Origin of the sequence: Donghicola sp. XS_ASV15 (assembly GCF_041224595.1) — a bacterium.
Classification (GTDB): Bacteria; Pseudomonadota; Alphaproteobacteria; order Rhodobacterales; family Rhodobacteraceae; genus Donghicola.
Window position 1 is genome coordinate 103,136 of record NZ_JBGFGN010000116.1, and the last position, 12,842, is coordinate 115,977.

Consider the following 12,842-nt stretch of genomic DNA (forward strand, 5'->3'; position numbering starts at 1 on the left):
ACGTTTCAGAGATATTTATCAATTTCATTCGGCTTTTCCTTTGATGGAATTTTACGATTAGTCGGGGCCTGTCCGAAAATCCCCCAAAGTTCTCAAAGCAAAACCACCACCAACGCACAAATAAATACAATTTTGAGATTTCATGATTTCCGTTTTGCGGTAAGCCTATCTGCAAGAATGCAATCTTTGCACGAATCCCAGACGCTTAATGCAAACCGACGGAGCCCGCCTTGTCGCTCGCCACGTATGTTGATTACCCGATTGATATTGAAACCATTGCAGATCGCACAAACGCTCCGGACGGACTTTTGCTGACAGGCACCGCTCTGGATAACCTGCTCATTCTGGTCCTAGAGGATCAGGGGCTCAATGCCCGTGTGAACACCGCAGAAATTCAAACCGCAGTCACTGAAATGGCGAAACTGAACGCCATTATTGTGAATGCTCTACATGAAACGGGTCTTGCGGCGGATGGCGATATCTCGACCCCCGATATGTTCGCGTTGTCCGATCACATAGCAGCAAATTACAGCGCTGTGTGGATTGACGCACACGGGGATGACGAAAACGGCACCGAAACCGGTTTTCATCTTGTCCAGAATGACGGGGCGACGACCATCATGTTTGGCGAAAACATGGTGAACACTGTTCTTGATGGGCTGTACCACTTGGGTTTCGGGACCTCTGGGAACAACCTGATCAACGAGGACGGAAACCGAAATGCTCAGGTAGATGATGCCGCGTTCTGGCTGAATGCCCTTCTGGCCAAGGACGTCGCTGACGGCGTGTTTGCCGCGGACACCCCATTGCCATCCCTTGCGACCACGGGCACCGGCCTTGATGCCATTGTCGCAATGATCCTCACCGATGAACGGCTGAACCAGCGCCTGCCCTTGGACGACCTAAGAGGTGGCGCCGAAGCCGCCAATGCGATGAACGAGATCATCATCGACGGTATCAAAGCGCTTGGTCTTGCGAATGACGGCAGTCTCTCGGCTTCCAATGTCATGGCCTTGTCCGACTGGATTGCCGAAAATCACTCTGATGCGTTCATAACGAGCCACGGAGACGACGAGAACGGCGTGGAAACAGGTTTCCATCTCGTCCAGAACGATGGGGCAAACACCCGCCTGTTTGGCGAGAACGGCGTGAACACCGTTGCCGACGGGATCTATCATCTGGTCTTCGGCTATACCCAAGGCCGCCTGATCAACGAAGACGGAAACAAGAACGCCAGTCTAGAGGATGTCGCGGATTGGTTGAACCGTCTGCTGGTCGACGACATGGAAACACTGGCCAACCCAGAGGTGTCCGAGGTTGTTGCCGGAACGACCGGCACAGGGCTGGACCGATTGGTGACCCTGATTGTTCAGGACGAGGGCCTGCGCCAGTCGATCTCTGACGCGGATCTGAACGACGGTGCCACGGCAGCCAATACCATGAACACCATCATCGTCGAGGGCATCGAAAGCCTTGGGCTTGGTTCGGATGGCACGCTGACATCCTCTGAAATTGTCGCCCTGTCCGACTGGATTGCCGAGACCCACCGCGCCGCCTTTACTGCGGCCCATGGCGATGACGAAAACGACACAGAGACCGGCTTTCACTTGGTCCAGAATGATGGCGCGGTCACGCGCCTGTTCGGCGCGAACGCGGTCAATACGATTGCGGACGGGATCTACCATCTGGTCTTTGGCACCAGCGGCGACCGCCTGATCAACGAAGATGGCAACAGGAATGCCCGCATCGAAAGCGTGGCCTACTGGCTGAATGAACTGCTGTCCGAAGACCTGGCTGACTGGCAGAATGCAGCGGCAGAGACCCCTGTCTCGACAGGGTTGGACCAGCTCGTTTCGATCATCGCCGAGGATGCGGAGTTGAACAACCGCCTGCCCTTGTCCGAAATATTGGACGGGATGGAAGCGGCGCAAGGCATGAATGCCATCATCATCGAGGCCATCAAGGAAACAGGCGTTGCTGCGAACGGCATCTTTTCTGCGGCGGACGTGCGCGAGGTGTCAGACTGGATCAACACCAACCGGCTTGCGGACTGGATCACCCTTCATGGCGATGACGAGGCCGGAGTGGAAACGGGCTTCCATCTGGTTCAGAACGACGGCGCGACCACGCGGCTCTTTGCTCAGAACGCAGTCAACACGGTCGCAGACGGGATCTATCATCTGGGCTTTGGCTATTCCGCCTGGAACCTGATCAACGAGGATGGCAACCGGAACGCCGGCCTCGACACCGTGGCGTCTTGGCTCAACGCACTGCTTGCAGACGATCTGGCGAGCGGCGCGCTGGTCGGCGCGGCAGACCCCTATGACATTGCGACCACCGGCACCGGTTTGGATATTCTGGTCGAGAACGTCATGACAGACGAAGGTCTGGCCCATAAATTCTCGGTCTCGGAACTGGCCGAAGCGGCCAACGCCATGGATGGCCTGAACACCATCCTGTTGCAGGCCATCCGCGCGACGGGTGCTGCAAACAACGGAGAAATCAGCGACAACGACGTGCGCCTTATCAGCGACTGGATCGCTGAAAACGCGATCACCGAATGGGACGCTTTGATCGGCGAGGACAACACCGACAGCGACGGTTTCCTGAAACTGCGCTGGGAAGGCGGCACCTCGCTCGTGGGTGGGGCGCTGAGCCTTGATAACGTGGCACGCGGCCTTTATGCGCTGGGGCACGACATCCGCTGGGACACTTCGGTCTATGACGAAAACAATCGCTGGACCACGCACGTGGGCACAGTTGCAGAGTCCTTGAACCTGCTGCTCGCCGATGATCTGGAAAACGGTAGCTTGATCAATACCGCGCTTCTGGCCGTCTCGCCCGCGACCTTTACCGACGCGCTCGTGCTGGAACTCGATAGCCCCGTCGAGATGGGCGAGGGCCAGTCGGCGACCCTGATTTCCCATACCGCCAGCCAAGAGCTGTCCGAAGGCGCGATCGCCATCACCTTTACCGCAGAGTCGATTGACGGTTGGACGCGCCGCACACTCGTGTCCAAGGACTATCGCGGCAACGAGGATGGCGGCCACCTGACCGTTTCCGTCATCGCAGGCAAGATTGAGGTGATCGCAGCGGCGGCAGACGAAACCTACAAGGTCTATTCCCCCGCAGGCATGTTCCGCGCGGACCAATCCACGGATCTTGTCGTGAACTTCGGTGCGGATGGCCTAGAGGTCTATATCGACGGGGAACTGGCCATTCAGGACAGCACGATCCAGATCGATTGGACCCTGAACGACAACCCGATCGCGATCGGAGAGTCGCGCCTTTGGGCATGGAATGACGGCCTGACCGATGGGAACCAGTTCGATGGCGTGATCGAGACTGTACAGCTCTATAACCGGAACCTAACCCAGCAAGAAGTCGCGGGGCTGGACACCGCCCTAGCGCAAACACCGCCCGAGGCCGAAACGCTGGGGGTCGAGGCCGTTCGACGGGCCGGAGACGGTCTGAATCTCGATGTTTATGACGTCAGTTCCAACTTCCAAACCGTTGACAGCCTGATCGCACTGGTCAAAGCCGAGGATGCGCCCTCGCATGTGGGTACCCTCACGGAGTTGTCCTATTCAGGCGCCAAGAACCAGCAATTGACGGATTTCTTGGGCGACGGCGGGGCGATTACATCGGGCGATGGCGCGGCCGCGATGGACAAGATCGGGTTCCATGCCACGGGCTATGTCTGGCTTGATGGCGGGGAGCATACCTTTGCTGTGCGCTCTGACGATGGCTTCTCTCTGTCCATCGGCGGAACCGAGATTTTGGCCTATGTTGCGCCGCGTTCGGCGGCCACCAGCAGCACGACCCAGACATTCGAGGCCGGCTTGTACGAAGTCGATCTCTATTACTACGATAACGGCGGCGCTCAGGTGCTCGAAGTCTCGCTGGACGGCGAAGTTCTGGACAGCTCCAGCCTCTATTCCAGCGTCGAAGCCTATGAGGCCGGATCGCCAATCACTGTGGACGGCCCCGTGCAAACCGGGACCGGACTGGACCAGATCATCGAGTGGATCGAATCCGATGACGGTCTGGCCCGCCGCACGACTGCAGCCGAGCGGGCAGAAGCAATCGACGCCGTGAACGAAATGAACGCCATTATCATCGAGGCGATCAAGGCCACGGGCGCTGCGGATGGGGACGCGCTCACCACCGGCGAAGTGATGGACATCGCGACCTGGATCAACGCGAACCGCCTGACAGAATGGACCGCCTTTCACGGGGATGACGAGGCCGGCGTCGAGACCGGGTTCCATCTGGTTCAGAACGACGGCGCATCGACTTATGCCTTTGGGCGGAATGCGATCAACACAATCGCGGACGGCATCTACCATCTGGGCTTTGGCTATTCCTCGGGGAACCGACTGATCAACGAGGACGGTAACAACAATGCGCGGGTCGAAGAAGTCACCTATTGGCTCAATGATCTGTTGGCCGATGATCTGGCAAACGGGACTCTGGCATCTTCGGTGGTCGCCGAAGTCAGTGCGACCACCGGCACCGGACTGGATGCCTTGGTCGAGATCGCAGCTGCCAGCCCTGAGTTGAATCGCAACATCGCCGAAAGCGAGTTGATCGATGGAACAGAGGCCATGAACACCATGAATGCCCTGATCATCGAAGGCATTCAAGCCCTCGGTCTGTTCAATGACGGTCAGATCACGGCAGCCGAGGTCGCGGGTCTGTCAGACTGGATCCGTGCAGACGCCACGCGTCTTGCGACCTTTATCGAGGCGCATGGCGACGACGAGGCCGCCGAGGAAACGGGCTTCCACCTGATCCAGAACGATGGATCGCGCGAACGGCTTTACGCTCAGAACGCAATCAACACTGTTGCGGACGGGATTTACCACCTGCCCTTCGGGTACAACGCCTCTGGTCGCCTGATTAACGAGGACGGCAATGCGAATGCCTCTTTGAACAGTGTGGGCGAATGGCTGACCAATCTGCTGTCCGAAGATGCAGCGACGCTGGCCAATACGGCCGTATCTCCGGTGCTGACGGGCACCACGGGTACGGGACTGGATCTGCTGGTTGGCGGGATCGGTACGGATTTGGGCCTGCAAGAGCGGATCACACTGGCCGAGATCAACGACGGTGCCGCCGCTGCCAACGGCATGAACCAGATCATTGTCGAGAGCATTCAGGCGCTTGGCTATGCCAATGACGGCACACTCTTGGAAAGCGAAGTGCGCGGTTTGGCCGAGTACATCAAAGCCAATTATGTGAACGGCAATGACGGCATCTGGCTAACCCTGCACGGGGATGATGAAAACAACGAAGAGACCGGTTTCCATCTGGTGCAGAACGATGGGGCGCGCACACGTTTGTTCAACGAAAATCTGGTGAACACGGTCGCCGATGGCATCTATCATCTGGGCTTTGGCTACAATGCCTCGGGCCGGTTGATTAACGAAGATGGCAACAGCAACCAGACCATCGCCGATGTCACCGATTGGCTGAACACGCTGCTCGCCGATGACATGACCAATCTGATGAACGCGGACGTCACCGTGGTCAGCGGCACAACAGGGACAGGGCTAGACCAATGGGTCGACCTGATCCCTGCGGACATCGGACTGAACCAGAAAATTTCGGTCACAGAGATCACCACAGGGGCGCAATACGCTGATCAGATCAATGCGATGATCGTCGACGGCATTATGGCGACCGGAATTGCGCGCAACGGCAGCTTTAGCGCGGCGGACATCCGTGTTCTTTCGGACTACATCGCCGAGACCTATTACGGCGGCAGCGCGACGTCGTCCTTTGCGATCGCCCATGGTGATGACGAAAGCGGGGTCGAAACCGGCTTTCATCTGGTCCAGAACGATGGGGCAACAGCCGAAATCTACGGCGAAAATCTGGTGAATACCGTTCTCGACGGGGTCTACCACTTGGGCTTTGGCTACAATACGTCCGGTCGCCTGATCAACGAGGATGGCAACAGCAACCAGAAGCTGACCGATGTGGCATACTGGCTCGAGGCGGCGCTGGAACAAGAGCTTCTGGATGGCTCTCTGGTGACAGGCGACTCCGCCACCCCCTATGTCACAGGCTCGACCGGGACCGGTCTGGATGATCTGGTAGATCTGATCACCAACGATGATCAACTCCAGAACAAACTTGGGACAGATCAAATCGCCGATGCCGCGCGCGCAGCCGATGGGCTGAACGCGCTGCTCCTCGAGGCGATCATCGCGACCAACGCTGCCGACGATGGCGCCCTGACCACGGCAGATCTCAAGGAAATGTCGGCATATATTCAGGACAACCATAGCGCCACTTGGGCAGCCCTGAACGGAGACAGCAGTTCCGGTTTCACTCAGGCAATGGATGCTCAAACGGCCCTATATGGTGAACGCGCCGTACGCACAGTGATGGATGGCCTCTATAATCTGGGCTTTGGCTACAAATGGGACCGTGTTGTCACCGAAACGGGCGGCACCGACGAGCGTCTGTCTGATGTTGCTGTGTGGCTGTCGGATCTCTTGGCCACAGAGTTGTCGAATGGCAGTCTGGCTGGCCAAACCATCGACGCACAGAGTTTTGACGCCGATCCCCTCTTCTCTCGGACAGACCTGAGCATCGAGAACAAACAGGATGCCGAACTGCGCTACCTGTCGAACAGCGGCGAAGGGTCGGTCGTCACGCGGTTTACTTTGGAAGATGACGCATCCGGCAAGCTCACTCTGTTCCAGCGGGGCGCTTGGGGTGACACGGACGGCTACTTCCGGCTCTATGTGCAGAACGGAGATCTGCGGCTCGAGGCAGGCCAGAACGGTCAATTGCTGAGCCTGAAGAGCGAGGGCGTCACGATTGAGACCGGCACCGACTACACGGCGGCAGTCAGCTACGACGGTGACAGCGTCAGCATCTATCTGAACGGCGCCGCTGTAGATGTCGAAGTCAATCCGGGCATTGATTTCGGCCAGATTGACGATGAGCTGATGCTGGGGGCCTCGTTCAGCATGGGCTCCGAAGGGCAGATCTGGCCTTGGAACGCATTCGAAGGAACGATCGAAGCCGTTTCGGTTTATGACACCGCCTTCAGCACCGCTGAAATGGCCTATCTGGACCAGTCCGGAACCTACGACCGCACGGTGACCGTTGATACCATCGCGCTTGCCGCAACTACGGCAGCGGACGGCGATGGCCTGAACGGTGCGCTCTTTGATGTGGACAGCACGTTGGGGTCCATCGCGGACTACCGCGAAACCATCGCAGGGACCGACGCCGCGCTCGAATTCGTTGCGGACGAGCTGCAATTCTCGTCACGCTCCTATGGCACGGTTCAGGAATTTGTCGAAAGCGGAGGCTCGTCCATCAGCGGCGAAGGCACCGCCGTGGCAGAGACCTTTGGCCTGTCGATGGATGGTTTCATCTTCGTAGAGGCAGGCACCCACACCTTTGACGTCACCAGCGATGACGGGTTCTCGATGACGATCGGGGGCACAGTGGTCGCTGAATACGCCGGTTTGCGGGGGTCCGACACCACCCATACCCAGATTGTGTTCAGCGAAAGTGGTTTCTACGCCATTGAACTCGACTATTTCGAAGATAGCGGCGGGCAGATCCTCGAAGTCGAAATGGACGGTGCTTTGCTCGACGAACAGCGGCTGTTCACAGCCCTGCCCGACTTGGTCTAAGGCCCATCACGCGGCCCCGATATGCCTGCCGGCACAGGGGGCCGCGCGCGTTTCTAAACATTTAGCGGGCGCGGCCCCGCCGATATCCTCTCGCAGTCAGAGCGGTTTTCTGCATAGTTGCCGCATATTCTGACTGTGAAAGAGACCCCGATGCCCCCTCCCCCCCATGACCTGCGATTTGCGTGGCGCAGCCCGCAGGGGGTCATGGTGCATGGGCGCGGATCCTGGCCATCCATCACTGCGCTAGAGCACGCGGTCAGAGACGCCCGCCCGTTCTTGGTTGGGCCAGAGGAGGCCAGCATCGTCGCCGATACGTCGGATGCCTTGTTTTACACGCGGTCTGGCGGGACCACGGGGCCAGCCAAAACGATCCGACGCACCCATGCCTCTTGGATTGCGAGCTTTGATGTGAACCAGAGCGTCCTTGGTCTGACAGGTGCAGACAAGTACGGCGTCCTTGGGGATATCGCCCATTCGCTCGCGCTATATGGCGTGCTCGAAGGGGCGCATCTGGGAACCGAGGTGCATAGCTTTTCGGGCCTGCGTCCGCGCGAACAAGCCAACGCCCTGCGAGACGCCGAGATCACGGTTCTATACACGACGCCGACACAGTTGCGGCTCCTCTGCAATACGGGCATCGACCTGCCATCTCTGCGCAACATCCTGTGCGGCGGCGGTCGTCTCGACGCGGCGCTTTTTGAACAGATCCAGTCGGCCTGCCCCAACGCGCAGCTTCGGGAATTTTACGGCGCTTCGGAAACCAGCTTTATTGCTTGGGGTGGGCGCGGCACGCCCCTAGGGTCGGTGGGGCAAGCCTATCCCCATGTCTCGATCCGCATTGATGCCCCGCAGGGCCAAACCGGAGAGATCTGGGTCAAAAGTCCCTATCTCTTTGACGGATACGCAAATGGCGGCTGCGATGAGACGCGCTGGTCAGATGGCTATCTGGCCGTCGGGGAAATCGGCCGTCTGGACGCTCGCGGACATTTGACTGTCTTGGGCCGCAAGAACCGGATGGTCACGATTGCCGACCAAAATGTCTTTCCCGAGGATATCGAGAGTTATCTGCTGGGTTGGTCGCAAGTTCGACACTGCGCCGTCATGCCCCGTGTGGATCCGGTGCGCGGGTCCGTACTGGTTGCTGTGATCCAGGGCGAAGGCACCGTAGATTTGCGAGAGGCGTGCCGCCAGCACTTTGGGCCCTTGGCATCGCCGCGAGCGTTTTATTGGCACGAGGATTTCCCTTTGACGGTTGCGGGAAAACCGGACCTGAGCGCCATCGGCATCTGGCTAGAGGATCAGACATGACAGCGCACATCATCGCGGCCAAACGCAGCCCCGTCGCGCCCCGAGGCGGCGCACTCTCGCGGCTCACTGTGCACGAGCTTGGCGCTCCGGTGCTACTGGCAGCCTTGGCGGACGCCGGGCTCTCACCAGAAATGGTGGATGAAGTGATCGTCGGAAATGCCTTGGGGGCAGGCGGCAATCCGGCGCGGATGATCGCGCTCGCGGCGGGCTTGCCAGAGCGCGTGGCGGGTCTGAGCATCGACCGGCAATGCTGCGGCGGGCTCGATGCGCTGATTCTGGGGGCCGCGCTGATCGCGTCAGGTCAGGCACAGGTCGCGATCGCAGGGGGCGCGGAGTCCTATTCCCGCAGGCCCATAAGGCTGCGCACAGATCCGGATGGGGGGGATCCCGTTGCCTATGATCGCCCGCCGTTTGTTCCGTTTGCCGACCGCGATCCCGAGATGGACGCCGCCGCCGACACACTGGCCCAAGAGACCGGGATCACCCAAGGCGAACAGGACGCATGGGCCGTCCGCAGCCACGCCCGCGCCTTGGCCGCCGATCATTCCGCAGAGATATTGCCGCTCAACGGACTGGACCGGGATGCCTTCGCCAGAAATCTACGGCCAGCGCTGGCCGCCCGCGCCCCGCGTCTGTGCGGCACGATCAGCGCGGCAAATGCAGCTGTCGCCGCAGATGGCGCAGCGTTTGTGGTCATGGTGTCCGATGCGATCGCCCAAGGACTGCCGGATGCAGGTATGGTGTACCGCGCCGGCGCAACTTTGGGGGACCGGCCCGACATGCCCGGTACGGCCCCAATCGCGGCAATCCGGAACGTCCTGCATCAGGCGGATGTCCCAGCGGGCGCGCTACACACAGCAGAGATCATGGAAGCCTACGCCATTCAGGCGTTGGCGTGCATTCGCGGCGCGGGCATCGACCCCGAGATCGTGAACCGCGGCGGCGGCGCATTGGCCCGCGGTCATCCAATTGGTGCGTCAGGGGCGATCAATGCTGTGCGGCTCTTTCACGAATTGCGGAACACCGGCGGGACAGGGATTGCCGCGATTGCAGCGGCCGGTGGTCTGGGAACCGCCGTCCTTATGTCTCGGTAAAGCCGCTCAGGGTCGCATAGCTGTCCAAAGGGTCCCGCTCGGTGCGCGTGGCGTTCACCGGTGCCTCTGGATCCGGTCTGCCCAAAGCGATCCCGCAGACGACCATTTCGGTGTCGTCCAGCGCCAGATGGTCGTGAACGACATCCGCAAAATTTGCCAGCGCGCCAATTCCGCAGGTGCCATAGCCCATATCCTCGGCCGCGAGCAGCCCCGCCATCAGCGACAGCCCCAGATCCATAAAGCAGCCTTTGCCCATGGCCGGATCGATGGTGACCACAAGTCCCACCGGCGCATCAAAGAACCGGTAATTCGCCGCGAACTGCGCTTTTCGCCCCGCAAGGTCGCGTTTTTCGATCCCCAACGCCGCATAAAGCGCATATCCCGCCGCACGCTGTTTGGCCTTGAGCGCGGCAGGCATGGGTTTGGGAAAGTAGCTATACTCTGACACCATGGGCCGATCAGTGGCGATGGCTTGGGCCAAGGCGTCCTTGAGGTCGGCCAATGGCCCCCCCGTCAGGGCATGAAATCGCCCCGGTTGCAGGTTCGCCCCGCTGGGGGCGCTCCGCGCTGCACGCAAGATACGCTCAACATCCGCACGCGGCACAGGATCGGGCCGAAAGGCCCGAACCGAATGGCGCGCGAGTAGCGCTTTCTCAACGTGCGACAGGGTCACGAGCGCGACAGCACGCTCGAGGGACGCGACCGCGCAAGACCTGCGGTGATAAAGCCAGCCAGAACCGCTTTGATTACGTCACCCGGGATAAAGGCGGTGACCAGAAGCGTCGCATCAACCAGAGTTTTGTCCAGCATCACGCTAAGCCCGACGATGCCAAAGACATACATCACAATGATCCCACCCACGATCGACGCGACAGAGGCAACCAGCGCCAGATTGGCGGTGCACCGCTCCACGATCAGGCCGGTCACAAATGCCGCAACGGGCCAGCCGATCAGAAAACCGACCGACGGGCTGGCAAAAGCACCAAGACCGCCGCGACCACCGGCAAGGAACGGCAACCCCAAAGCAACCAGCACAAGGAACAGCAGCACGGCCAATGCACCGCGACGCGCACCCAGAACGGTACCGCACAGCATGACGCCCATGCTTTGGGCGGTGATCGGCACGCCAAAGGCCAGCGTGAATTTCGGGATCAGACCCAGTGCCGCAATGAGGGCGGCGAATAGGGCAATCATAGCAATCGAGCGTTCCATACCGGCTTCCGTTTCCTGTTCGTTAGTGTTCGCATATTTATTTCTGAGTGGCGGCAATACCGCCCCGCGCCCGCAGCGCTTCGGAGACATGCTCTGCATCATCCAGCGCACTCGCGGCAAGTGGCATCACAATCTGCCAACGTGACCGCCGCGTTGAACGGGCCTGCCATGCCTCGGACAGTTGGGCGCCCTTTTGCGCGATGGCGGGGGTAAAGCGGATCACCAGCGCGATCGACAACTCCAAAGCACGGGTCGGCAACCCCAGCTTTCGCAAGGGCGCCGTCAAAAAGCTAACGACCGCAACCATATCGCTGAGCCGCGATGTCATCGTCACAAAGTTGGCCAGCATCAGCGCCGTCAGCAAGCGCAGCGCAACGACCGCCCCTTCACTCACTTGCCCCGTCGCACCATGCCAGACGGCCAAAAGCAGCAGGAACGGCCAGAGAACCCGCAGGCTGTGCAGGTTCGCGGCAGCAAAGCGCCATCCGCCGCTACAGACCAACGCCGCAGCACCGCAAAGCGCGGCCCCCTGCCAGATCGGGCTGTCGATCGCAAAAAGCACCATCGTCGCCAGGGACAACACCGCCAGTTTCAGCCCCGCAGGAACGCGGTGGGCCCAAATCTCAACGGGTGAGGTCAGCGAGATCATCAGCCTCTCCCCATGTGATCATCTGCGTTTCGAAAGCGTCGAGAACCGCGTCAGCCGGTCCATCAAGACGCAGCTTGCCGTCATCCAGCCAGATCACGCGATCAAAGTGCCGAACGGTCGCCGGATCGTGGGTGATCTGGATCACCGTGGCATCCACCTGATCCACATAACGCATCAACTGCATCCGCGTTGGGATATCCAGCCCCGAATACGGCTCATCGAGCAGAATAACCGCTGGGTTCATCGCCAAGACTGCCATCAAGCACACCAGTTGCTTTTGCCCTTGGGACAGGGAATGAGTGGGCATCTTGGCCCAAGCCGTCTTGCCGAAACGCGACAGGATTTCAGCGGTGTTTTCCGCGACCGTGGATTTGTCCTGTCCCAGTTGCTGTAGGCCAAAGCCGATTTCTTCTTCCACGGTGGGAAAGATAATCTGATGGTCAGGGTTCTGGAAAATAATGCCAACGGTGCGCAGGGCCGCTTTGCGATCACGCGCCAGATCCGTCCCGTTGACCAAGGCGCGCCCGTCGTCGCAGGGCTGCAAGCCTGCCAAAACCCGCGCCAGCGTCGTCTTGCCCGATCCGTTCCGCCCGACAATCGCAATGCGGCGTTCTTGGGCCGTCAGGGTCAGGTTTTCGAGAATCCGGTTGCCCTCCCGACGGACCGTTGCGGCCTCGAGGGTGATCTGAGGTGGCGTACTGAGCGGCAGTTTTCCGGACATCTCCCCCATCCTATCGGCCCTTTTTCCGCGCTTGCATATGCAGAATTTCCCCGAATGTCAACGGCGGAGTAAAATTCGGCCATTGTGGCGGAGCAAAAGTCGGCCAGTTTGGGGCGAGCGCCTTGGAGCGTGCGGCCCTCATATAGCAAGCCCGGTCCAAGGCGCATTGGCCGTCAGGCCAATTCTGTGAGGTT

At 59.8% G+C, this 12,842-nt stretch carries 7 protein-coding genes; 3 read left to right on the forward strand and 4 right to left on the reverse strand.

Annotated elements, in window-relative coordinates; all coding sequences use genetic code 11:
- Positions 1-230: 230 nt before the first annotated feature.
- The 3 genes from AB9K37_RS06240 to AB9K37_RS06250 all read left to right on the forward strand — a co-directional run bounded on the left by AB9K37_RS06240 (position 231) and on the right by AB9K37_RS06250 (position 10,066).
- Positions 231-7,664 carry a LamG-like jellyroll fold domain-containing protein gene (locus AB9K37_RS06240; RefSeq protein ID WP_369836097.1) on the forward strand — a complete coding sequence of 2,478 codons (7,434 nt, stop codon included), beginning with the start codon at positions 231-233 and terminating at the stop codon, positions 7,662-7,664.
- Positions 7,665-7,814: 150 nt separating this feature from the next.
- The gene (locus AB9K37_RS06245; RefSeq protein WP_369836099.1) at positions 7,815-8,972 is read left to right on the forward strand and encodes an AMP-binding protein; all 1,158 of its coding nucleotides are present in this window, start codon (positions 7,815-7,817) and stop codon (positions 8,970-8,972) included.
- Positions 8,969-10,066, forward strand: a complete 1,098-nt coding sequence (locus tag AB9K37_RS06250; protein ID WP_369836101.1) for a thiolase family protein — start codon at positions 8,969-8,971, stop codon at positions 10,064-10,066. Before AB9K37_RS06245 ends, AB9K37_RS06250 begins: the two co-directional genes overlap by 4 nt.
- Here AB9K37_RS06250 and AB9K37_RS06255 read toward each other — a convergent pair.
- From AB9K37_RS06255 to AB9K37_RS06270, 4 genes are read right to left on the reverse strand one after another with little or no spacing between them, the layout of a single operon-like run.
- Entirely contained in the window at positions 10,053-10,739 is a 687-nt protein-coding gene (locus AB9K37_RS06255; RefSeq protein ID WP_369836103.1) for a nitroreductase, read from the reverse strand. The genes AB9K37_RS06250 and AB9K37_RS06255 overlap by 14 nt on opposite strands.
- Entirely contained in the window at positions 10,736-11,278 is a 543-nt protein-coding gene (locus AB9K37_RS06260) for a biotin transporter BioY (protein ID WP_369836105.1), read from the reverse strand. Before AB9K37_RS06260 ends, AB9K37_RS06255 begins: the two co-directional genes overlap by 4 nt.
- Before the next feature lie 37 nt (positions 11,279-11,315).
- Entirely contained in the window at positions 11,316-11,927 is a 612-nt protein-coding gene (locus AB9K37_RS06265; protein ID WP_369836107.1) for an energy-coupling factor transporter transmembrane protein EcfT, read from the reverse strand.
- Complete coding sequence (locus AB9K37_RS06270) at positions 11,902-12,648, reverse strand: energy-coupling factor ABC transporter ATP-binding protein (RefSeq protein ID WP_369836108.1); 747 nt, start codon at positions 12,646-12,648, stop codon at positions 11,902-11,904. The genes AB9K37_RS06265 and AB9K37_RS06270 overlap by 26 nt, the downstream gene beginning before the upstream one ends.
- Between the last annotated feature and the right edge of the window lie 194 nt (positions 12,649-12,842).

Coding starts and splice junctions, on each gene's coding strand:
- AB9K37_RS06265 (WP_369836107.1), bottom strand. CDS start 11,927: ATGATCTCGCTGACCTCACCCGTTGAGATTTGGGCCCACCGCGTTCCT.
- AB9K37_RS06270 (WP_369836108.1), bottom strand. CDS start 12,648: ATGTCCGGAAAACTGCCGCTCAGTACGCCACCTCAGATCACCCTCGAG.
- AB9K37_RS06260 (WP_369836105.1), bottom strand. CDS start 11,278: ATGGAACGCTCGATTGCTATGATTGCCCTATTCGCCGCCCTCATTGCG.
- AB9K37_RS06250 (WP_369836101.1), top strand. CDS start 8,969: ATGACAGCGCACATCATCGCGGCCAAACGCAGCCCCGTCGCGCCCCGA.
- AB9K37_RS06245 (WP_369836099.1), top strand. CDS start 7,815: ATGCCCCCTCCCCCCCATGACCTGCGATTTGCGTGGCGCAGCCCGCAG.